The organism is Candidatus Pantoea gossypiicola (assembly GCF_008632075.1).
GTDB lineage: Bacteria > Pseudomonadota > Gammaproteobacteria > Enterobacterales > Enterobacteriaceae > Pantoea > Pantoea gossypiicola.
Genome location: NZ_VWVM01000007.1, coordinates 167143 through 189212, shown reverse-complemented (window position 1 = coordinate 189212; position 22070 = coordinate 167143). Strand labels below are relative to the sequence as shown.

At 52.5% G+C, this 22070-nt stretch carries 20 protein-coding genes; 16 read left to right on the top strand and 4 right to left on the bottom strand.

From position 1 onward, the window contains the following. Positions 1–24 precede the first annotated feature (24 nt). Positions 25–522, top strand: a complete 498-nt coding sequence (locus tag F3I20_RS11480) for a TIGR00645 family protein (protein ID WP_150037579.1) — start codon at positions 25–27, stop codon at positions 520–522. Between the two features lie 37 nt (positions 523–559). Here F3I20_RS11480 and F3I20_RS11475 read toward each other — a convergent pair whose 3' ends face one another. Further along, a complete protein-coding gene (locus F3I20_RS11475) occupies positions 560–1528 on the bottom strand; it encodes a LysR family transcriptional regulator (RefSeq protein ID WP_150037578.1) in 969 nt (322 codons plus the stop codon). A 93-nt stretch (positions 1529–1621) separates the two neighbouring features. Here F3I20_RS11475 and F3I20_RS11470 point away from each other — a divergent pair, with 93 nt between their 5' ends. From F3I20_RS11470 to F3I20_RS11455, 4 genes are all read left to right on the top strand, one after another. After that, positions 1622–2824 carry an MFS transporter gene (locus F3I20_RS11470; protein WP_150037577.1) on the top strand — a complete coding sequence of 401 codons (1203 nt, stop codon included), beginning with the start codon at positions 1622–1624 and terminating at the stop codon, positions 2822–2824. 61 nt (positions 2825–2885) lie between these two features. Then, complete coding sequence (locus tag F3I20_RS11465) at positions 2886–4232, top strand: cation:proton antiporter (RefSeq protein WP_150037576.1); 1347 nt, start codon at positions 2886–2888, stop codon at positions 4230–4232. A gap of 22 nt (positions 4233–4254) precedes the next feature. Further along, positions 4255–4599: a hypothetical protein gene (locus tag F3I20_RS11460; protein ID WP_033784234.1), complete on the top strand. Its 345-nt coding sequence runs from the start codon at positions 4255–4257 to the stop codon at positions 4597–4599. A gap of 168 nt (positions 4600–4767) precedes the next feature. Then, entirely contained in the window at positions 4768–5664 is an 897-nt protein-coding gene (locus F3I20_RS11455; protein ID WP_150011274.1) for an alpha/beta hydrolase, read from the top strand. Between the two features lie 109 nt (positions 5665–5773). On the opposite strand, the gene gorA is transcribed toward F3I20_RS11455, so the two are convergent. Continuing rightward, positions 5774–7126, bottom strand: a complete 1353-nt coding sequence (gene gorA, locus F3I20_RS11450) for a glutathione-disulfide reductase (RefSeq protein WP_150037575.1) — start codon at positions 7124–7126, stop codon at positions 5774–5776. 128 nt (positions 7127–7254) lie between these two features. On the opposite strand from gorA, the gene rnz reads away from it, so the two are divergent. After that, positions 7255–8166 (top strand): ribonuclease Z, encoded by a 912-nt coding sequence (gene rnz, locus F3I20_RS11445; protein ID WP_150037574.1) that lies wholly within the window; start codon positions 7255–7257, stop codon positions 8164–8166. Here the strand turns inward: rnz and F3I20_RS11440 are convergent. Then, entirely contained in the window at positions 8163–8981 is an 819-nt protein-coding gene (locus tag F3I20_RS11440) for a CPBP family intramembrane glutamic endopeptidase (RefSeq protein ID WP_150037573.1), read from the bottom strand. The two genes, rnz and F3I20_RS11440, sit on opposite strands and share 4 nt — an antisense overlap. 7 nt (positions 8982–8988) lie before the next feature. Then, positions 8989–9831, bottom strand: a complete 843-nt coding sequence (locus F3I20_RS11435) for a 23S rRNA (adenine(2030)-N(6))-methyltransferase RlmJ (RefSeq protein ID WP_150037572.1) — start codon at positions 9829–9831, stop codon at positions 8989–8991. Positions 9832–11358: 1527 nt separating this feature from the next. Here F3I20_RS11435 and F3I20_RS11430 point away from each other — a divergent pair. The 10 genes from F3I20_RS11430 (at position 11359) to F3I20_RS11385 (ending at position 22032) form a co-directional block, all read left to right on the top strand. Further along, a complete protein-coding gene (locus F3I20_RS11430; protein ID WP_150011261.1) occupies positions 11359–11886 on the top strand; it encodes a fimbrial protein in 528 nt (175 codons plus the stop codon). 59 nt (positions 11887–11945) lie between these two features. After that, positions 11946–12482, top strand: coding sequence for a fimbrial protein (locus F3I20_RS11425; protein WP_150011259.1), 537 nt, complete (start codon positions 11946–11948; stop codon positions 12480–12482). Positions 12483–12586: 104 nt separating this feature from the next. Next, positions 12587–15022 carry a fimbria/pilus outer membrane usher protein gene (locus F3I20_RS11420; RefSeq protein WP_223821176.1) on the top strand — a complete coding sequence of 812 codons (2436 nt, stop codon included), beginning with the start codon at positions 12587–12589 and terminating at the stop codon, positions 15020–15022. A gap of 23 nt (positions 15023–15045) precedes the next feature. Beyond that, complete coding sequence (locus tag F3I20_RS11415; RefSeq protein ID WP_150037570.1) at positions 15046–15795, top strand: fimbria/pilus periplasmic chaperone; 750 nt, start codon at positions 15046–15048, stop codon at positions 15793–15795. Between the two features lie 16 nt (positions 15796–15811). Further along, positions 15812–16417, top strand: a complete 606-nt coding sequence (locus F3I20_RS11410; RefSeq protein WP_190285925.1) for a fimbrial protein — start codon at positions 15812–15814, stop codon at positions 16415–16417. Continuing rightward, on the top strand, positions 16410–16976 hold the full coding sequence (locus F3I20_RS11405; protein WP_150037568.1) for a fimbrial protein: 567 nt from the start codon (positions 16410–16412) through the stop codon (positions 16974–16976). The genes F3I20_RS11410 and F3I20_RS11405 overlap by 8 nt, the downstream gene beginning before the upstream one ends. 20 nt (positions 16977–16996) lie before the next feature. Beyond that, complete coding sequence (locus F3I20_RS11400) at positions 16997–17839, top strand: MrpH family fimbial adhesin (RefSeq protein ID WP_150011249.1); 843 nt, start codon at positions 16997–16999, stop codon at positions 17837–17839. Continuing rightward, positions 17778–19892: a PglL family O-oligosaccharyltransferase gene (locus F3I20_RS11395; RefSeq protein WP_150037567.1), complete on the top strand. Its 2115-nt coding sequence runs from the start codon at positions 17778–17780 to the stop codon at positions 19890–19892. Before F3I20_RS11400 ends, F3I20_RS11395 begins: the two co-directional genes overlap by 62 nt. Before the next feature lie 95 nt (positions 19893–19987). Continuing rightward, positions 19988–20545, top strand: a complete 558-nt coding sequence (locus F3I20_RS11390) for a YuaE family lipoprotein (protein ID WP_150037566.1) — start codon at positions 19988–19990, stop codon at positions 20543–20545. Continuing rightward, positions 20542–22032: an FKBP-type peptidyl-prolyl cis-trans isomerase gene (locus F3I20_RS11385; protein ID WP_150037565.1), complete on the top strand. Its 1491-nt coding sequence runs from the start codon at positions 20542–20544 to the stop codon at positions 22030–22032. Before F3I20_RS11390 ends, F3I20_RS11385 begins: the two co-directional genes overlap by 4 nt. Positions 22033–22070 lie beyond the last annotated feature (38 nt).

Genomic DNA, 22070 nt, shown 5'->3' with positions numbered 1-22070 from the left:
CTGTTTGATTATTCGTGGGATTGTATGGAACGTTTTACCGAAAACCTGATGTATGCATCGCGCTGGTTGCTGGCTCCGGTTTACATTGGACTTTCGCTGGGATTGCTGGCGCTGACCATTAAATTTTTCCAGGAAATTTTCCACCTGCTGCCCAACATTTTCAGCATTGCGGAAAACGATCTGATCCTGCGGCTGCTGTCGCTGGTGGATATGACGCTGGTGGGCGGCCTGCTGGTGATGGTGATGCTGTCGGGTTATGAGAACTTTATCTCCAAGCTTGATATCGACGAAGACAAAGAGAAGCTGAGCTGGCTGGGCAAGATGGACTCCGGCTCGCTGAAAAACAAAGTCGCGGCTTCTATCGTGGCCATCTCTTCGATTCACCTGCTGCGGGTGTTTATGGAAGCGCGCAACGTCGATAATGATAAGCTGATGTGGTACGTGATTATCCACCTGACCTTCGTGCTCTCGGCCTTTGTGATGGGCTGGCTGGACAAGATGTCGCGCTACGATAAAAAGTAATTTATCACCTGGCGACCCGCTGAGGCGGTCGCCTGCTTTATCCCTTCCGCTCTGCTCCCCCTGAACGACCTGCTGGCTTCGACGCCGGGCGCGTGCCCGCCAGCTGCGGCATCACCTCTTTGATCATGGCAAAAAAGTGTTGCAGCCTGGCCGGGTAGTAACTCGCCCAGGGATAGGTCAGCCACACCGGCAGCGGCGGGGCCTGCCAGGCGGGCATCAGTTGAACCAGACTGCCGTCAGTCAGATCGTCCTGCACCGCCCACGAAGAGACAATCGCCGCCCCCATCCCGGCCAGTGCCGCTTTGCGCACCGCATATAAACTGTCGCTGCTCAGCCGGGGCGTAATCGCCAGGTTCACCGGCTGGCCGTCGTCAATCTTCTGCAACGCCACTTCATTACGGTAAAAGCTGGTCAGCGCCAGCCACGGCAGATCGCGCAGCTGTTCCACCCGTTCTATCGGCGGATGCTGCGCCAGCAGGTGCGGGGCCGCCACCACAATGCGCGGCACTTCGGCCAGCAGAATCGCCACGACCGAGGGATCGGTGGGCGCACCGACCTGAATGGCGCAGTCCACGTTCTCCGCCATAAAGTCGGGCGTGCGGTCATTCAGCATCCACTCGATATTGAGGCGGGGATAGCGGTGCAGATAGTCCACCAGCGGCGCGATCAGTTGATCCTGACCAAAGGCGTGCGGCGCACGAACCCGCAGCGTACCGACCGGGTCATCGCTGGCACCGGTCAGCTCATCTTCCAGTGCATGCCAGGTCGCCAGCAGCTGCCGTGCCTGGGCGTAGCAGCGTTCGCCATCATCGGTGAGCTTCAGCGCATGAGTGGTGCGCAGGATCAGCTTGAGGCCCAGCCGCTGCTCCAGGGTCTGTAAGCGACGGCTGACGGTAGGCTGTGTTGTGCCGAGCTGGGCCGCGGCGGCGGACAAGCTACCGCTCTCGACAATACGGATAAACGTCTGCATCAGGTCGATGCGATCGCTGCTGTTAGAGTTGTTCATACGTACCACGCATAACGGTTTTGTCTGGTATCAGTCTACCGCGTATAACCGTGATGCGCTTTAATGGTTGCACGAAATGACGAGGATTACAGCATGTCAGCCATACAGACTCAGACGCAAAATGAATCGCTCTCCACGCCGCTGGTGTTTACCCTGGCCGCCGGAGCCGGGCTCAGCGTCGCATCGATTTACTACAGCCAGCCGATGCTGGATATCATCAGTAAGGAGTTCAATGCGGGTATCGGCGCAGTCGGCATGGTGCCGATGCTGACTCAGGCGGGCTATGCACTGGGTATTCTGCTGCTGGCTCCGCTGGGCGATCGTCACGACCGCCGCACTATTATCTTTATCAAAGGCTTACTGCTGGTCGCAGCGCTGCTACTGTGTGGCTTTTCCGGCGGACTCAGCGCGCTGCTGGTTGCCAGTTTTATTACCGGGCTGACCGCCACCGTGGCGCAGGATATTGTGCCCGCATCGGCGGCGCTGGCCCCGGAACACAGGCGGGGTAAAATCGTCGGCACGGTGATGACCGGGCTGCTGGTAGGCATCCTCTTGTCGCGGGTGGTCAGCGGCGTCGTAGCAGAGTATTTCGGCTGGCGCACCCTGTATATGATCGCCGCGCTGGCGGTGCTACTGATTACGCTGACGCTGTGGCGGGTGTTGCCGCGCTTTGCACCCGGTACTTCGGTGAGCTATCCGCGCCTGTTGCTGTCGCTGGTGCATCTGTGGCGTCACCATCAGACGCTGCGCCGCGCTGCGCTGGCTCAGGGTCTGCTATCGGTCGCCTTCAGCGCCTTCTGGTCGACGCTGGCGTTAATGCTTAGCGACCGCTTTCATCTCGACAGTGCCGTGGCCGGAGCGTTTGGGTTAGCCGGTGCAGCAGGCGCTATGGCAGCGCCGCTGGCGGGCAGTTTCGCTGACCGCATTGGTCCGGCAAGGGTGACGCAGGCCGGTGCCGCGCTGGTGACGATCTCTTTTGCACTGATGTTTCTGCTGCCGTTATTGCCCATGCCCGCGCAGCTGGCGCTGATTGTGGTTTGTACCATCGGCTTTGATTTAGGCGTGCAGGCCACGCTGGTGGCGCATCAGACGCTGGTCTATGGCCTGGCACCAGAAGCACGCAGTCGCCTGAATGCCTTGCTGTTTACCGTGGTGTTTATCGGTATGGCGACCGGAGCGGCGCTGGGCAGTCTGGCGCTGGCCCACTGGGGCTGGAATGGCGTCGTTGCGCTCGCAACCTTAGCCGGTGCAGCGGCGCTGGCGGTCCGCTTAGCCAGTCGTCACCTGAAAAACTGACACCTTGCCCGTCAAAAAATGTGCCAGGCTTATTCATAAACCCGAAATATTCTGGAGCGTTATGAACTTTTTAGCCTGGACAGCAGCGACGGGCGGCCTTCTGCTGCTGATGTCGCTGGCTTCCGGTTGGATTCACCGGGGGCCTGTCACCTCATTTGGTCTGTTCCTTATCGCGGGCATGCTGTGCGGCCCGTGGGGATTTGATGTTATCCACCTCGATATCGTCACTCATTCCGAAGCCGTGGCCCATATCACCGAAATCACTATGGCGGCCTCGCTGTTTATCACCGGTCTTAAGCTGCGTCAGCCGCTGCAGAACAACTGCTGGCACACCGGGCTGAAACTGGCGTTTCCCGCTATGCTGCTCACCGTCGGCGCGATGACTCTGCTGGCGCACTTCCTGGTGGGATTAGAGTGGCCGGTTGCGCTGGCATTTGGGGCGATTGTCGCGCCGACCGATCCGGTGCTGGCGAGCTTAATCTCGGTCAACGATGCGCAGGATGATGATTCGCTGCGCGTAGCAATCTCCAGTGAAGCGGGCATGAACGATGGCTCCGCATTACCCCTGCTGATGCTGGCGCTGCTGCTGTTTAATGGCGAGAGCCTGAGTGGCGCGATGCTGGCGCACTGGGGCGCGGTCGAGGTGCTCTGGGCGATTGGTGGCGGTCTGATTATTGGCTTTGTGCTGGGGCAGTTGATCGGCATGCTGGCGACCCGACTGCGCAATGCCAATGGCGACGTGGCACCCAATGATTTCCTGGCGCTGGCGCTGATTGCGCTGAGTTATTCGCTGGTAGAGTACCTGGGTGCCTCCGGCTTCCTCGCCGCCTTCGCCGCCGGACTGGGGTTACGCCGTGCCGAGCTGGGCGTGTTCCGTCGCCATCAGCCTGACGATCTCTCTGACGACGAGCGTGTGTTGCCCTCTGAGGCGCTGGTGAACCCTAACAAACGCCTGGCGCATCAGGGCAACAACAATATGGTGAAGTCGATTGGGTTTGTAGTAGGCGACGCGCTCTCTTTTGGCGATACTATTGAACGTTTACTGGCGGCTGGCATGATGGTGGTGCTGGGCGTCACACTGGCGCAGCACTGGAACATCTACGGCGTGCTGATTGGGCTGGTGCTGTTTGCCGTAGTACGACCGCTGGCCGTCTGGCTGGTGACGCTGCGCGCCGGACTGCCGCTCGGGCAGCGCCTGCTGATTGGCTGGCTGGGCATACGGGGGATTGGCAGTCTGAACTACATCGCCTATGCCTGGACGCATGGCATGCAAGGCCCGCAGATGGAAATTATGACGAATATGGCGTTAACGCTGGTGGTCTGCAGCGTGGTGGTTCATGGCACCACCGTGACGCCGCTGCTGAACTGGCGTCAGAAGCGCCTCGAAGCCCTTCAGCACAAGGTTTAACCCGAATCAACAGGAGTTAAAAATGAAAGTCACTCAGATAGTGCTGCTAAGCCTCCTTGCCTCCGGCAGCGCGCTGGCAGCGGACGACGCTGATACTGAGCAGAATGTTTACGCCAGTCAGTTGTGCCACATTGTCAGCGGCGAGAAAAAGGTCGCCACTGCAGATCATTACGTCGAGCAGATGAAATCGACCGTGGCGGGCGGCCAGTCACCGTCGGCGATGAATCAGCCGGAATTTGATGAAGAGTCCGCGCGTGAAGTGGCCAGTGCCTGGCTGCAACTTGGCGACGATGAACGGGCCAAACTGCGCGTCAACGAACAGCAGTGTGAACAGGCCGTGATGGCCCAATTCCAGCAGGAAGATTAAGCCTGCCGGATAAGATAAAAACGCGCCTGCCGGGCGCGTTTTTTTATGGCTTTTCAGGGGCCATTGCGTACATAATCGCCCCCCATGGCACCAGACTTGCATCTGTTAATTCTTCGGTAGCCTGCCGCAATGGCTTGCTCATTACTCTGGCATCACACAACAGGCATTATGATTACGCGTCGACGCTTTATTCTCGGCACGGGAGCGCTTGGGCTCTCCATGACCACCGGCAAATTATTTGCCCGTGATGACATTATCCCCCTCTGGCCGGACGATCCGCCCGGCGGCGGCGGCCCATCCGGCCAGTTGCATATTAACAGCAGCGGTTCCTGGTCAAATATCGTCAGCCCGGCGATTCAGCGCTTTAAACCGGAAAATCCCAATGGCGAAGCGGTATTAATCGCCGCAGGCGGCGGGTATCGCTGGATCGGCATGGGCCGTGAAGCCTGGCCGGTAGCGCGCTGGCTGAACGCCAGTGGCTATACCGCCTATGTGCTCAGCTACCGGTTGCCGCATGAGAAGTGGCAGGCGGGGCGGCTGGCACCGCTGCAGGATGCGCAGCGCGCCATCCGGCTGGTACGCTCTTTTGAGCGCAAGGTGCATGTACTGGGCTTCTCGGCAGGCGGACATCTGCTGGGGCTGGCGGCGGCGCGGCCGGACTTTGAATCTTATCCGGCCATCGACCCGCTGGATGAAGTGGTGCCGAAAGTCGATAGTGTTGGCCTGATCTATCCGGTCATCACCCTGGAAGCGCCTTATCAGCATACCAACACGCATCTGATGATGGTTGGCAAAAATGCCACCCCGCAGGATGAGGCGAACTGGTCGGTACAGAACTTCGTGACCCGGCAGTATCCGCCGACGTTTCTGGCGCAGGCCGAGGACGATCACACCTCCAATCCGTTTAACACCGCGCTGATGCGCGACACCTGTCGCCGTAACCGCGTGCCGGTTGAGCTGATTCAGATCAGCAAAGGCGGGCATGGATTTGGTCTGGGCAAAGCGGGCACGCCCGCGGCGTTGTGGGATCAGGCGTATGTACGCTGGCTGGATCGCGTAAGCTGAGTTGCACTGACGCGGTGCTGCACTGCACGGTCAGAAAGCGGATATGGACGCGGCATAAAAAAACAGGCGACCTTAAGTCGCCTGTCTTGTTTCTGAAGCCCGGTGCGGGTTAACGCATCGTCACAAACTCTTCCGCTGCGGTCGGGTGGATCGCCACGGTGTTGTCGAAGTCTTTCTTGGTCGCGCCCATCTTCAGCGCCACGGCGAAGCCCTGCAGCATCTCATCCATACCGAATCCGATGCCGTGAATGCCGACGATCTTCTCATCGGCACCCACACACACCAGCTTCATGCGGCACGGCTGACGATGCTGGGTGACTGCGGTGTACATGGCGGTAAACGACGATTTATAGACCTTCACCTGATCGTCGCCATACTGTTCGCGCGCCTGCGGCTCGGTCAGTCCCACAGTGCCAATCGGCGGATGGCTGAACACTACGGTCGGCACGTTGCTGTAATCCAGATGCTCGTCCGGCTTGTTGTTAAACAGACGCTCAGAGAGACGACGGCCCGCAGCCACCGCAACCGGCGTCAGCTCAACCGCACCGGTGTTGTCGCCCACGGCATAGACGCCTGAGACATTAGTGTTCTGGAATTTATCGACCTTGATGTAGCCTTTCTCATCCAGCGCCACGCCCGCGGCCTGAATATTGAGATTGTCCGTTTCAGGCTCACGGCCAATCGCCCAGACCAGGCAATCCACGGTGTAGTCGCTGCCGTTTTCCAGCTGCAGCGTCAGGCTGCCATCGCTGTTTTTAATCACAGCCTTCGGAATAGCTTCGGTGTGCAGCGCCGGGCCTTCGCTGTTCATCACTTCGACCAGCGTCTCGGTAAGCAGCGGGTCGAAGCTGCGCAGCGGCGCATGTTTACGCACGAACAGATGGGTTTCCGATCCCAGCGCATTCACCACGCCCGCCAGTTCGACCGCGATGTAGCCCGCGCCGACAACCGCGGTGCGTTTAGGCAGCGCGTCCAGCTCGAAGAAGCCGTCGGAATCGATGCCGTACTCCGCACCCGGAATAGAAGGGTGAACCGGACGACCGCCGGTCGCGATCAGAATATGGTTAGCCGTGATAATCTCGCCGTTAACTTCAACGCTGTGCGCATCGACAAAGCGGGCAAAGCCTTTGATCACTTCAACTTTGTTTTTACCCAGTACGTTGTCATAAGAGCTGTGGATGCGATCGATATAGGCGCTGCGGTTTTTGACCAGCGTGGCCCAGTCGAAGCGATTGACGGTGGTGTCGAAGCCATAATCCGGCCCGTAGAGATGGATAGCTTCGGCGATTTGCGCGGCGTGCCACATGATTTTTTTCGGCACGCAACCCACGTTCACGCAGGTGCCACCCAGCTCTTTAGCTTCAATCAGGGCGCATTTCTGGCCATACATAGCCGCACGGTTAATCGAGGCGATGCCGCCGCTGCCGCCGCCAATGGCGAGATAGTCGAAATGTCGGGTCATTGAAGTATCCATCCGGTTGCATAAAAAATTGGGGTTGAGTGTAACGCTGCGGGGCGAAATGACGCAAAGTTTGCGCCTATGATTGTAATAGGGTTCTGTTTTTTCACTCGCTTACAGGGAAGCATACCATGCACCTTACTTTTCTTGGCACCGGCGGCGGTGCTCCCAGTCTGCAACGCAACGTGACCTCCATTGCTTTTACCCGCGCGCTGAGTGGTGAAACCTGGCTGTTCGACTGCGGGGAGGGCACGCAGTTACAGTTTATGCGCTCCAGCCTGAAACCGGGCAAGCTGGATAAGATTTTTATCACCCATCTGCATGGCGATCATATTTTCGGGCTGCCGGGCTTACTCACCAGCCGGTCGATGGCCGGACTGACCTCACCGATGACGGTTTATGGCCCCAGAGGATTAAAGACCTTTGTTGAGACGGCGCTGTCGATCAGCGGCTCTTACACCGACTATCCGCTGAACATCGTTGAGATTGAGGCGGGCTGGACACTGGATGACGGTGAGTTTCGTATCAGTGCCTGGCCACTGAGCCATCCGGTGGAGTGCTTTGGCTATCGCATTGAACAGCACGACAAACCTGGCCTGCTGGATGCCGAGCGGCTGAAAGCCGAAGGGGTGCCCCGCGGCCCATGGTTCCAGCAGCTGAAGCAGGGGGAATGTGTGACGCTGGAAGATGGGCGGGTCATTAACGGCGCTGACTACCTTGGCTCGGCGACACCCGGCAAAAAGCTGGCCATCTTTGGCGATACGGCACCTACGGAGGTCGCGCTGCAGCTGGCAGCGGATGTTGACCTGATGGTGCATGAAACCACGCTGGAGGCGGCGATGATGGAGAAAGCCAACGGGCGCGGGCACTCCACGACCCTGCAGGCGGCGGAGGTGGCAAAGCGCGCCGGGGCAAAGCGGATGATCGCCACCCATTTCAGCTCCCGCTATCTTGCAAAGGACATGAGCCGCCTGCTGGCGGAGTGCCAGACCATTTTCCCCCGCACCGAGCTGGCCTCGGACCTGGCGGTGTTTACGGTTTAGTGATGCAGCGCCGGATAAGTAAACAGCAGCAGATGGGTGATATTCAGAGCGAAGTGCAGGGCGGTCGCCAGCCATAAGCGGCCGCTCCAGTGCCACGCCAGACCATAAAGCAGCCCGGCCAGCGTCGCGAAAATTATCAGCAGCACGCCGCCGGTGACATGCGCCAGCCCGAACACCAGCGCGCTGATTACCAGCGCGGGCATCCCACCCAGCGCATCCCTCAGCCGCTGTTGCAGATAGCCGCGGAACAGCGCCTCTTCGGCCAGCGAAACAAAGAACAGATTGGCCAGCATAAACGCGGGCAGCCAGGGCGGAAAGTGAGGCTCCACGGCCAGACCGCCCAGCAGCACGGCGCTACCCAGCAGCAGCGGCACGGCGGCGATTAATGCCAGTACAGCGATCCACGGATAACGCGGCGGACAGGCGCGGGCGCGGAACAGCGTCGGCAGGCAGGCCAGTAGCACAAAGGGGATCAGCGCTTTATCGAAGTTGAAGGAGAAGCTGAATGGCAGACTCTGTGCGCCCACCTTAACCTCATCAACGACGAGCGGATTGTGAAAGCCGGGAAAAAGATGGAGGAACAATCCCAGCGACATCAGCACCAGCAGCGCTTCACTCAGGATGTGCTGCCGGGAACGGATTGGATCAAAGCGGCGCAGCGCGACCAGTGCCACAACCCCGGTCAGCAGTGGCAGCACCGGCCACGTCAGAACGTCGCGATAAAACCCGAGCAGCGCGGCGAGCGCTAACAGCAGTAGCGCCAGACGCCGGGCGGGTTGTAGCGCGCCCAGCGCGCCTGCCAGCAGAATCCACATAATCGGTTTATTCAGGAACGATCTGATTCACCACGAAGTGACCGGTACCGGCCGGAACCAGTTTCTTGTGCAGCCACGGCAGCAGGGTAGTCATCTGATCGGCCAGCTTCCACGGCGGGTTAATCACGATCATGCCGGAGGCGGTCATGCCGCGCTGATCGCTGTCCGGACGGGCGGCCAGCTCGATCTGCAGAATATTGCGAATGCCTGTCGCTTCCAGGTCGCGCAGCATGTGTTTGATCTGCTGACGTAACACCACCGGATACCACAGCGCAAAGACGCCGGTGCCAAAACGTTTATGGCCTTCCTGAATCCCTTTCACTACCGCCTGGTAGTCGCTTTTCATCTCATACGGCGGGTCGATCAGGACCAGACCGCGACGCGACGGCGGTGGCAGTTTCGATTTTAACTGCTGATAACCGTCGGCACGGTCGACGCGAGCCCGATTATCTTTGCTGAATTCGTTACGCAGCAGCGGATAGTCGCTGGAGTGCAGCTCGGTGAGTTGCAGCCTGTCATCTTCACGCAGCAGATGACGGGCAATCAGCGGGGAGCCGGGATAGTAGCGCAGCGAGGGGCCACGATTCAGCGCGCCGATCGCGTCAAAATAGGGTTGCAGCAGTTCCGGTGCATCGGGCTGTTGCCAGATACGCGAGATGCCTTCCAGATATTCACCGGTTCGCTCGGCGTGTTCGCCACTCAGCTGGTAGCGACCTGCACCCGCATGGGTATCCAGGTAGAAAAACGGTTTCTCTTTCTCTTTCAGCGCCGTGATGATCAGGCTCAGAACGGTGTGCTTCAGTACGTCGGCGTGGTTGCCCGCATGGAAGCTATGGCGATAACTCAGCATTGTTTATCCTGTTGAAAGTATAAGGTTTTAATTGATGAAAAATCAATTTATACCAATTATTACCTCACGTATTACCCACAGAACGACGCACAGCAACCGACGCAGGAAAAGCATGAGAATCCGCGATTATATCAGGGATGGCCTGGCGATGGACCAGAAGCGTGATAACAAATCGGGATTATACGTCAGCAAAATAATCCGGGTACAACGCGATCAGCCCGCTATTCCTGAAACCGTCCGAAATCTCCAGCATGCCTCGCGGCATACAACGTACGCGAAAACGCAACGCAGACCCGCCCGCGTTACATCATCCTCCTTTAACTTCATCAGTTGAAAAAAGTTAGAGAAGATGTTGATCACTCCCCATTACGCAGCACCTGTCTGGGGGGGTAATTCGATTGCTTAATGCAGAGCGGGCGTCAACGCGTCGTAACGCCTTATTTTATGTGAGGCAGATTTTATTTGTTGTGGGATACGGTAACCGACAGTCTGATATCGCTTAGTCCGCTGTCAGTTAATGCCTGAAGCTGCTCAGGTAAAAAGATGAATGAATACATAGATATTGATTTTTATCAATAAAAATTCAAAAGATTTTTTAACGAAGCGCTGTTGTCGACGAATCCCAGAGGCGCTATTTCTGCCTGAAAGATAACAGCAATTTTATTTTTCATGGCAAAGGGAATTTTTGCGGGTGATGACTTTTCGAGTCTGATTTGCCAAAGGATTTGTCGTTTAATGTTTGTTTATGTTAGGTGTCATTTTATTAAATATAACGGAAACTTTTTTGAGTAATTTTATTTAATTTGATTTTCATATTTGAATGTAATCTGTTTTTTTGTGTGATTTATTCTTTATAAATTTTCGGGATTTTTATTTGTAAATGTATAATTTTATTGGTTTTTATGGTTTTTTTATTTTCTTAATTTGATCGGAAATATCGATCATTATTATTTTAATAATCGAAGAAAACTATTTACGCTCAATTTTAGCCCGGTTGCGGGCCGCGCAAAGCGGCTATACAATTACTGCCGAATGAGCGAATTTCATTAAATGAATTCGATCGTGAAGAGGAACTTTGATGAAATGGACCTGGAATTAACACGAAGGCATGCTTTTTCAAGTGAAAATATCAGAGAAAGACTGAAGGCTTACGGTTTCACAGAAATTGATGACATTCTTAGTTTTCTGAATTTGTTTCGAGAGTCTCCTCCCGGTAACTGTGAATATGTCTATATTCGTAGTAAGTTGGGCCTTTGCTTACAGCAACACGATAATGAAAGTGATTATTTTATTCCACTCAGAGAGTTTGTGACTGAGCTTGATTGTCTGATTGACTTTCATTAGATGATTATTTTCATTTTCTGCTACGTGGGGATTTTATCTCCGGTGACAGTAATTAAACTGGCTCGGTAGATTGAATAACTGAATAGAGAAAACAGATTTGCCTGCATGTGTTTTATCGTGCCGGGCTGGCAAGGCCGTTAAGGCAAATTCACTGTGTTTTAAACGTTAAATCAAGGAAAACAAATGAAAAAGAATGCGATTGTCGCAGCTATGGGTATGGCCGCTTTTATTTTTTCTGGCGCAGTTATGGCCGCAACCGCAACAGACAGTACTGATGTGACCTTTACCGGTTCAATTACTGAAACGCCCTGCTCACTGGATGCCGGATCACAAGGTCAGGAAGTCAAACTGGGGCATATTGCCGCTCACGTGCTGGAAAACGAGGGGCAATCATCACCTGTCAATTTCCAGTTTAACCTTAAGGATTGTGATGTTACGACGATGAAAAACGTGTCAGTAACCTTTACTGGCACAGCAGACAGTCAGGATAGCTCTCTGCTGGCGCTGGGTGGCGGGCAGGCTAAGGGTGCGGGTATCGCCATTGCTCATGGCGATAGCCTGGTCAAACTGGGAGAAGCGACAGCTAAACAAGCACTGGCTAAAGGTTCTAACACGCTGCAATTCGCCGCATTCCTCAAAGGTGATGGTGCGTCAGAAGTCCTGCCAGGTGATTTCACCTCTGTATCCAACGTGACCTTCACATACCAATAAGTACCTTGCAGGGTATGTCACTGACATACCCTGGCTTTATTTCTGTCGGGATAAAATAAATGAATCGTCAAAGAATGTTCGCTGTACTATTGGTGATTTCACTTTTCAGTTACTGCAAGCTTATTTACGCTGAAGCAAATGACGAAACAACCGTATATGTTTCAGGTGATATTCTCGACACGCCTTGTACCATCGCACCAGATAGCCGCATGCAAGTTATTTCTATGGGGCGGATCAGACCAGCAGAAATCGAGCATACAGGTGCAGGAGAGGCAATACCCTTCACTATTCGCCTGATTGACTGTCGGCTTCAGCGCATCGATCCTCACCAGCCCAACTGGCAACGCTTTGCCGTCAGCTTTGATGGTCAGACGGATGGTGACGACTTTGCTCTGGCAGGTACGGCGCAGGGCATGGCTCTGCAACTTGCTGACGAGAATGGAAATATTGCGCACCCTGGCGTGCCGTTGCCTCAGGCTGTACTGCATAACGGCGAGCAGGTGCTGCACTATACTCTGCGTCTGGTCAGCAACCATCAGCCGCTTCGTGAAGGATCTTATTCTTCTGCTATTCACTTCCGACTGAACTATTTCTGATGTTCTCTCTGTTGACTCGTCCCTCGCCTGTGTGCCGCAGTCTATTCAGCTGCCTGACAATCCTGTGCTTTGCTCCGGGGTGGGTCATTGCAGATGAGGCTGATGTGCAATTCAACACCGATGTAATGGATGTCAAAGATCGGGAAAATATCGACCTGGGTGAGTTTTCCCGGGCAGGCTATGTTATGCCAGGCACCTATACCATGACGGTGCATATCAATAAAACCAGCCTGCCAGCGCAAAGCATTACCTTTTACGTCCCTGACAATGATCCTAAGGGGAGTGAAGCCTGTTTAACACGATCATTGGTTAATAGATTAGGCCTAAAAGAAAACCTCTATCAAAAGTTAACCTGGTGGCATGACGGTCAATGTTTGAAAGTCGACAACGCTGCACTAAAAGGAATGAGTGTAAGAGGAGAGCTGGCAACGGCGTCGCTCTATCTGAGTATTCCCCAGGCCTATCTGGAATACACCAGCGACGACTGGGATCCACCTTCCCGTTGGGATGATGGTATTCCGGGCATTCTGCTGGACTATTTTGCTAGTGTGCAGCGTACCCAGGGACAAGGTGAGAGTCGTTCCGGCTACTCTGCCAGCGGTAACGGCACGGTGGGCGCGAATGCGGGCGCATGGCGGCTACGTGCCGACTGGCAGATGACTCGTTTCCATAATGGCGATACAACGAATCAATCGTTTCAGTGGAGCCGCTATTATCTTTATCGTGCTATTCGCAGCCTGCGGGCGAAACTGGTGGTGGGTGAAGATTACCTGAGCTCCGATCTGTTCGATAACCCACGCTTTACGGGTATTCGTCTGGCTTCAGATGATAATCAACTGCCGCCAAACCTGCGCGGATATGCGCCTGAGGTGACCGGCGTCGCCCGAACCAATGCCAGGGTCACGATTAGTCAGCAGGGACGCGTCATCTATGAGAGCCAGGTGGCACCCGGTCCTTTCCAGATCCAGACCCTGAATGACGCGACCAGCGGCATGCTGGATGTCACCGTGCAGGAACAGGATGGCTCTGTACAACACTATCAGGTTAATACTGCCAGCGTTCCTTATCTGACGCGGCCTGGTATGGTGCGCTATAAACTCGCTACCGGAAGACCTGATGATATGCGTCACCGCGTTAGCGGGCCGGTATTCGGAACCGGGGAGTTTTCATGGGGCGTAAACAATGGCTGGTCATTGTATGGCGGTGGCCTGTTCAGTGAAAGCTACAACTCACTTTCAGTCGGTATTGGACGTGATTTGCTGGCGATGGGTGCGATGTCATTAGATGCTTCTACTTCCCGCGCCGAACTTTCTCAACAAGGAAAAACACAGGGTAACTCTTACCGTCTCAGCTATTCAAAAACGTTTGATTCACTTGACAGTCAGGTGACATTCGCTGGCTATCGCTTCTCAGAACGCAGTTATATGAGCCTGAGTGAATATCTGGATGCGCGCGAATCCGGGCTGAAAACGGGTGGCAGTAAACAGATGTATACCGTGTCATTCAATAAACAATTTCGCAGTATTGGCCTTAGCAGTTATTTCAATATTAGTCGCCAGACATTCTGGGATAACCAGCCAGCAAATATTCGTTACTCCGTGATGCTATCGAAATATTTTGATTTTTGGAAACTTAAGAATCTGAGCTTTTCATTGTCTCTTTTTCGCAATCAGTATCTGGGCTCCTGGGACAAAGGCGGCTTTGTCTCGCTTTCCATGCCGCTGGGTCAGCAGGGCGGCATCAGTTACACCACAAGTGTGAATGATGGCGTAGCACTGCATCGCGTCGGTTACTCCAACCGATTAAGTGAACGTGATAGCTACCAGATTAGCGCTGACGGTAACCAGAAGAGTCAGGGGGCGAGCGGATCCTTCACTCATTCAGGCGATTCTGCTGATATCAGTGCCAGCACTGATTACCAGGCCGGTCGTTATGCTTCTGCCAGCTTGTCTGCCCGTGGCGGCATGACAGCAACGCTGCATGGCGCGGCACTGCACCGGGTTAATCAACCCGGTGGTACCCGGTTGATGATTGGTGCTGAGGGCATTTCCGGACTGCCGGTTCACGGGTTCGGTAACACCGTCACCACCAATTTTACCGGCGCTGCGGTACTGAGTGATGTTAATAGCTATTACCGCAATCGTGCTGCCGTTGATATTACACATCTGGCTGATGATATTGACATTTCCGGCGCTTCGTCGGTAACAGAAGCCACACTGACTGACGGTGCAATCGGGTTTCGTCGCTTTGATGTGATGACCGGTAAAAAAGCCATGGTCACCATCGGCTTGCAAGACGGAGGTTCACCGCCGTTTGGTGCCATCGTGATGAATAAAAAGGGCCAACAAACCGGGATGGTCGGGGACGATGGCATAACCTGGCTGAATGGAATGAACCCGGGCGAACAGATGGATGTGAACTGGAGTGGGCGCACACAGTGCGTGGTGACATTGCCACCACAACTTAATGTTCCGGCACTGCTACTCCCCTGCATTCTGAATCGGGATCGCCAGGATAAAAAGCAGCATGAGAGTAAATAACACCCAACGAGAGATGAGAAATAATGCGCATCAGTAATCAACACGCCCTTCTGGGTGTCAGTCTGCTGGCAGGGATATTCTTTGGTCAACCCGCTTCCGCCGCAATCGCGCTTGACCGGACCCGGGTAATTTTTCCCGGTAATGAGCATGCAATTTCGCTGAATATTCACAATGAAAATACCCAGTTGCCCTTTCTGGCGCAAGCCTGGCTGGAAGACAGTAACGGCAAAAAAATCAACTCACCGCTGGTGATTTTACCGCCATTGCAGCGGCTGGAACCAGGGGCTTCCAGTCAGTTAGAGATTCGTGCGATGCCCGCAGCGATGCAACTGCCTCAGGACCGGGAAACCCTGTTTTATTTTAATCTGCGCGAGATTCCGCCACGGAGTAAAACGCCGAATACCTTGCAGCTTGCATTACAGACACGGGTAAAATTTTTCTACCGGCCTAAAGCACTTCAGCTGGCTAATGGGACAGCGACCGCATTTCAACAAAAGCTTAAGCTCAGTCGGCAAGGTCAGAATGAAGTCGTGAATAACCCAACCCCCTACTACATCAGTCTGGTTGCTGCGCATAGTCACGCTACCCGTGAACCGGTGAGCGGATTCAGACCGCTGATGATTGCACCTGGAAGCAGTGCCTCACTAGGTGCAATCGCAGATGCTCTGGGGAGTGAACCCACTCTGACCTATATCAACGACTATGGCGGCAGTGTTGATCTCAACTTCCATTGCGCAGGCAGTCAATGTCAGGTTGCTAATTCCGCTCGCTGAGGGAAGGGAGCAAAGAATGAAAGGTGTCTCTCACTGGGTGCAAAAAGTAATGCAACCGTTGTCCTTAGTAGTGCTGATGTTGGCCACAGGGCAGGCTGCTTATGCGGGAGAAAATGATGTTGTCGATGGCGATACCGGCGTGTTGTATGTCAGTGGCGCGCTGGCACGAGGAGCCTGCAATGTCGACAGCGATACGCTTGAGCAGTCGGTCAATTTAGGCACGCTCAGCAGTGGTGAGTTAATCAATCCCGGAGAGCGAGGTGCGGGTCGTGCATTTCATCTGAAATTGCATGACTGTTTTGATCCTGAAGCTATCTCGCAGCCTGGCCGTGATGGGAACAGAGCCATTGGCGACGGGTTGCCTTTTATCCGAGTCAATTTTATGAGTGCCGCAGATCCTGATAACCACGCGTTAATTGCTGTTAATGGTGCGCAGGGATTCGGGCTACGGCTTGAGGATGCCCGTCATAAAGCTGTGCCTCTGAATCAACAGGCTGAACCTCTGCGAGTCAAAAATGGCGATTCAGTGCTTACCTATTATTTATTGCCTGAACGTACCCATGCCAGCCTGAAGGAAGGAGCCTGGCAAGCTGTTGTCTACGTAGGGGTGAGTTATGATTAATTCTGAGAGTAAATATGGCCGCTATTTGATAATGATTTTGCTTATACCGCTCCTTTACTTACCTCCGGTTCGGGCGGGTGACAGCAATCTTTACGGTGAGGTTAATATTAACGTCACGGTGCTGGCTCCACCCTGCGATATCAATGAGGAGGATCAGTCCGGGATTTCAGTCTTATTTCCACCGGTGAGTTATCGACAGTTTTATAATCAGGGCGCTTCACCGGAAGCGCCGTTTACGTTACGACTCAGTCACTGCGATATTAGCCAGGCAAAATCCGTGCGTTTTACTTTTACCGGGCCTGAAGAGGACTCACTACCGGGATTACTGGCGTTATCACCACAAAGCGAGGCAAAAGGGATTGCGGTGGGGATAAAATCTGCCGGAGATGGCAGGCAAATTAAGATTAATAAAAAAAGTGATACTTTTGCGTTAGCCGAAGGGGATATGGCATTTCATTTCATTGCCTGGCTACAGGCTACACCTGAAGCGCTTTCAGACCATACTATTGAGGCGGGTGAGTTTACGGCTCAGGCTGTGATTAGCCTCAGCTATGAATAATAATCTTAGAGATCAGGAAAGTGAAAATTAAAATTTCATTAGCGATGATATTTATTTTTAGCGTGATTGGTTTAAGTGAATACGCCCATGCCGGAGCCTATGTCAGGGCTATTTCACGTCACGGAAATGATGTTACGCAACAAATTGTCGCATGGACAGAAGAGGATAACGCACCCAATCCCTGTAAAGGTGAACACGTCTGTTATGTCGGGCCTGATGTAAAATACTCAACACATCCACCCGGACTTTACGGGACATGTATGGTGTCGGATAACTGTATTCAAGCTCAGTCCTATAATACTGCAAAAGAAGTGGCAGAAGCCTATAATAAAGCACATCCGATTCCTTTCACTGCAGAATTCGGCATCGAAAATGAAAATGCCTCCTGCGTCGGACTCTATTATCTGACAGAGCAACCCACGACTGCCGAGCATAATGGCATGCTATGGCCTGGCAGTGTCTGCGGTGTCATTCCTCCTGAGAATCAAACCTGTGATCTGACTATTCCCACAACGATTGATTTTGGCACGCTCAACAGCTGGCAAGTTGCCGGGCAAAAGAAGACGATTACCGGCACGATTACCTGCAAGCTTTCCACAACGTTGCTTGTTACTGCAACGTCTAAAAATAGCCAAAAACCTGGCGTTGTTTCCTTCAGTCTGGATGGCGGAGGATCGTTTGTTGATTCACTGACAGGAAAGGCCGAAATAAATGGTAAGGATGCGTTCACCGGTGTTGAGGTGCCTATCACCGGAAAAAATATTGCAGATAGGTTCAATTTTTCAGTGACGCTGCAAAAAAATGGCCGCATCGATGCCGGGGATTACTCAGCGACTGAAATTATTATCGCCTCTTATGAATAAGCTAAGCCGCATCAGCAAAGGAACTGAACAGTTGACACCGAAAACATTCTCCAGCACGCAACATTACTGGGACCGTTTTTTAATTTTTACTTTAATTTTTATAGTGGCGGTGTATTTTCTTTTGCTGAACCATATTTATATTAAAAATATGGGAGGGTCCGGGCTATTATTACCCCTAAATATAATAACATGGAGTGTAATGTTACTGATAAGTGCATTGCTGATGCTAAGCACTGCACTGCGTAATAAAAAAATCCTGTTCAGTACACAAATCTGCACAGGGGTGCTGGCCGCGCTATTAATGACGCTGCCCTTATGCTGGACGCCAGCCGTTAATTACAGCAATGCCATACCGCGGCTGGCGGCAATCTGGGGGGCGTTAATTTTCAGTTTGTCGCTGTATCAGATACATCTGAGTACTCATGCAAAGCGCGCAATATTGATGCTGATTATAGTTTCCGCACTGCTGGAGTGCCTGTTAAGTTTATTTCAGTGGGGCTGGCCGTCGCTGGCACAGCAATTAATGGAATACAATATCAGCCGTGTGGCGGGTAAACCCTACGGTATTTTTCAGCAATCTAATTTGCTAGCCAGTTACGTTGCCACAGGATATGCGGTAACAGTTTACTTTTTTTATCGACAGGTAAAGCTATACCGTTGGTCGGCTGCCCTTTTATTGTTCCTGCAGGGTGTCATGTTGTGGGTATTACTGCTGTCGGGAAGTCGTGTCGGCCTGTATGGCGCATTGCTGGCGCTTTTCCTGCTGAGTGCATTAACCCCTGAATTACGACAACGCAATGATCACGCTCCGCTGACTTTCCGAAAATACCTGTCGGTACCGATTCGCTGGCTGGTGCTCCTGCTATTAATCCTTATGGGTTTGATGGTCAATGTTACCGGTGGATTAATGCAACGAGCGGGAAGTACCATGACTGCCTCATTATTTCTGATCGCGAGCGGCATGCTGTGGTGCCTGCTGATAACGAATAAAGATCGAGCCGCACTGATCAGACAAGTATGTTGTTTTATGGTGATAATTGTCTGTGCTGCAGGGTTCTTTTTACCACTAACGTTCTTCTCCCCTGTCGCGTCCGTTGCTGCTGACACTCTGCATCAAACGGGTGTATCCGGGCCGGATTTACTTCATGCTGGCTCAAGCTCTGAGCGTTTAAATATGTTAAAGGGATCTTTATCGCTGATCCTTCAGCATCCCTGGACAGGCGTTGGGTTAGGCGGTTTTGAAGCGTCTTTTGCGGCAGTACGCCAAAACTTTGGCACCGGCATCGCCAGCTATACCATCCGGCACCCACATAATGAATTGCTGTATGTGCTGGTTGAGGGCGGACCGCTGGCACTGAGCGGCTTATTGCTTGCCGCTGTAGCCTGCTTCTTACCGGCTTTAAACGTACTGAGAGCAAGTAAAAAAAGGCATATGACTGCGCTGACCAATGAGCACACTCCCACACTCGCTGTGGCTGTACTCTTACTGCCCATTAGCCTGCACGTCCTGCTGGAGTATCCCTTCTATCAATCAGCATCTCATCTGCTCGTATTTTTATTGCTGGTCAGAATTAGCCAGCCTGAAATGCTGTATCAGCACCGGACGATCTTTGTTCAGCCTCGTCGGATGTGTGTCATTAAGGTTTTGCTGATTGTTTTATCTGTCGGGTTATTACTGACAGCCTGTGATTTTCTGGCCGGGCTAAAGATTCAGCAGCAATTAACCTTAGCAGAACGTTACAATCTGCAGTCAATACCACCAGCTTTACCTTTGAGCATGTCGCTGACGCAGTATGAACGTTATGACTTCGATCGTCATACTCAGGAGTTATTAAGATACAACCGGGATCATAATTCACAACTTCTGGAGGAATATGCGCGTTGGGCGCAGGCTTATCTGGCGGTTCATAATGATGCCGGTGTCTACGATTCGGCTATTCGTATTGCTCGTTACCAGGGCAATCAGACGCTGGCAAATAAACTATCCGATCAGGCGCGCTTAAGTTTTTATGCTGACAGTCGTTTCAAACCTAAGCAGGTAAACCTGGAATAACGTCCTGTCAGTTCCGGGTGGAACCGGCTGTTATTCAGCCGTCATTTTGCCCTTCTTCGGGGATATTTCGTTAATTGAGTGATGAGGCTGACATAATGAAATTATTTAATAAAAAAGAGCGAGAGACTAGATTCGTTTTGTTATTTTCTTTTCTTCAGATGCTGATTGTCAGAAAAATAGTTGCAGTCAATATTTCCGCTAAAAAGAGTGACAAGAGCCCCGCAGGTCAGTTTCTTATATGCAGCATGATGATTGCTGCAGGAGTCATTTTGACAGGATGTCAGAGTATCAGGTCAGAACGAATGAGCAGTTATAGCGGAGCAAAAAAGGAACTAGCCGTAAATGTGCAGGATTCATCCAGGTCTGTTAATGCCGTCCAGCCTGTAATTAAAACAGAGGGTCCGGTAGAGCAGTGCCAGCGCGAGTTGATCGCTCTGGGGAAAATCAATGCCGCTATGTATGAAAAAAGACGTGTTGCATTTTCCGGGCTACTGAAGAATGCCTCACTTTATAGCTCACTACGTCAGGATATTAATAGTCAGACAAAAGAGACGGTCGATGCACTTTATAAATATAAAACGCAAAAGCTTTGCCATGATATTGAACAGGATCTTCAGCAGGCTCTGATTAGTTACGGAGAAAATCTCCAGTGAAGAGCGATGGTTTAAAACTTATCTCTTTAACTCTGCTGATTATGTCAGGTATCAGTACAAACAAGTATGCGGAAGCGAATGAGCAGGAAGCGATGGCTTCTCTCGATGCGATTATCAGGACGAACAAACCAGACGCCTGGCTGAACCCTGTCGGCGATGAAGGTTTACCACCAGCTATGATTGTGCCCCAGCAAAAAGTGAGTCATGCAGCCAATGCATTTCAACAGCATGATCATCGGGTAAAGGCTGCAATCAAAAAGCCGGGTGGCCATCTTTTTCATCGTGAACCCGCTGATGCAAACCCGTCCGTTGAGAAAAAAAGTAAAATGGCCACTGTATCACCCGTATTGTGTCCTCATCTCTTGCCCGTGCCTCTTTCATTAGCAGGAACAGCGCAGAATAAGGATCAGGTAACGTCAGCTGAAAACAAAATAATCGGCGATCAATCTGCCACGGTGATCCAGAAAAAAGCTGAAAAGCTTCAGCAGGCACTATTAAAAAGCCAGGATGATATCGTCGCATTAACCGCGAAACTGACGACTGTCGATCAGGAAGCGGATATGCGCATAAAAGAAATCAATACATTACAGCAAAAGGTTAATGAGAGTGAGCGGCTGCTGGCTGACTGGAGAGTAAAAAAAAGCGAGGCTGATAAAGAACTGGCCGTTAAAGATGAGAAGCTGGCTGCTATCGATCGGGAAGCGGATGTGCGGATAAAGGAAATTAACGCGTTGCAGCAAAAGCTCATGGAGAGTCAAAAGCTGCTGACTGACCTGAGAGTGAAGAAAAGCGAAGCCGATAAAGAAATAGCAGCTAAAAATGAGAAAATTGCGACGCTTTTGTCCAGCCGTAATACCCCAGCCGCTTTTACCCCAAAAAGCGCAGATGAAATCAGAGATTATGCCGTTGGCGCTTACTGGGGGCAGGAAATGGAAGGCATGATTAGCAAAAAGGCCGCCGACGGCTACCACCTTGCATGGCCAGTGGTACTGCGTGGAGCCAGCGACATGATGAATAATCAGTTAACGGTCAAAAAAGAGAAACTGGCTGCAGTGCTTTATCAGCTCTATGCAATGTCAGAAAAAAAGACCGATAATTCCTCTACAGACCAGGATGAAGGTAATCGCTTCCTTAAACGCTTCTCAAAAGAACCCGGTGTTAAACGCAGTGCCATGGGGTACTACTATAAAGTGCTGGAAAAAGGCGCGGGTAAAATCAGCGAAGGAGATACAGTTGCCGTGGTTATCCGTGAAAGCTTGTGGAATGGAACAGTTATTAATGACATGAATGAAAAAGGTAAGGTATTGGTACTGCCACTCAACAAATATCCTGCATTATTTAAATCGATTATCCGTTCGATGAATAATCATGGCATAGAGCAGGTTGCTGTGCCTCCTGAACTTGCCTATGGGCAGAAAGGACGCCCGCCGTTAATACCCGCGAATGCAGTGATGTTATATCAGATAAAAGTTGTCAATGTGACGTAATGGAACGACCCGTGGAATACGCGCGGTACGGCTGATAA

Excerpts from the sequence above, each read along its gene's own strand:
- F3I20_RS11480 (WP_150037579.1), top strand. The coding sequence starts at position 25 with ATGGAACGTTTTACCGAAAACCTGATGTATGCATCGCGCTGGTTGCTG.
- F3I20_RS11475 (WP_150037578.1), bottom strand. The coding sequence starts at position 1,528 with ATGAACAACTCTAACAGCAGCGATCGCATCGACCTGATGCAGACGTTT.
- F3I20_RS11470 (WP_150037577.1), top strand. The coding sequence starts at position 1,622 with ATGTCAGCCATACAGACTCAGACGCAAAATGAATCGCTCTCCACGCCG.
- F3I20_RS11465 (WP_150037576.1), top strand. The coding sequence starts at position 2,886 with ATGAACTTTTTAGCCTGGACAGCAGCGACGGGCGGCCTTCTGCTGCTG.
- F3I20_RS11460 (WP_033784234.1), top strand. The coding sequence starts at position 4,255 with ATGAAAGTCACTCAGATAGTGCTGCTAAGCCTCCTTGCCTCCGGCAGC.
- F3I20_RS11455 (WP_150011274.1), top strand. The coding sequence starts at position 4,768 with ATGATTACGCGTCGACGCTTTATTCTCGGCACGGGAGCGCTTGGGCTC.
- gorA (WP_150037575.1), bottom strand. The coding sequence starts at position 7,126 with ATGACCCGACATTTCGACTATCTCGCCATTGGCGGCGGCAGCGGCGGC.
- rnz (WP_150037574.1), top strand. The coding sequence starts at position 7,255 with ATGCACCTTACTTTTCTTGGCACCGGCGGCGGTGCTCCCAGTCTGCAA.
- F3I20_RS11440 (WP_150037573.1), bottom strand. The coding sequence starts at position 8,981 with ATGTGGATTCTGCTGGCAGGCGCGCTGGGCGCGCTACAACCCGCCCGG.
- F3I20_RS11435 (WP_150037572.1), bottom strand. The coding sequence starts at position 9,831 with ATGCTGAGTTATCGCCATAGCTTCCATGCGGGCAACCACGCCGACGTA.
- F3I20_RS11430 (WP_150011261.1), top strand. The coding sequence starts at position 11,359 with ATGAAAAAGAATGCGATTGTCGCAGCTATGGGTATGGCCGCTTTTATT.
- F3I20_RS11425 (WP_150011259.1), top strand. The coding sequence starts at position 11,946 with ATGAATCGTCAAAGAATGTTCGCTGTACTATTGGTGATTTCACTTTTC.
- F3I20_RS11415 (WP_150037570.1), top strand. The coding sequence starts at position 15,046 with ATGCGCATCAGTAATCAACACGCCCTTCTGGGTGTCAGTCTGCTGGCA.
- F3I20_RS11410 (WP_190285925.1), top strand. The coding sequence starts at position 15,812 with ATGAAAGGTGTCTCTCACTGGGTGCAAAAAGTAATGCAACCGTTGTCC.
- F3I20_RS11405 (WP_150037568.1), top strand. The coding sequence starts at position 16,410 with ATGATTAATTCTGAGAGTAAATATGGCCGCTATTTGATAATGATTTTG.
- F3I20_RS11395 (WP_150037567.1), top strand. The coding sequence starts at position 17,778 with ATGGCCGCATCGATGCCGGGGATTACTCAGCGACTGAAATTATTATCG.
- F3I20_RS11390 (WP_150037566.1), top strand. The coding sequence starts at position 19,988 with ATGAAATTATTTAATAAAAAAGAGCGAGAGACTAGATTCGTTTTGTTA.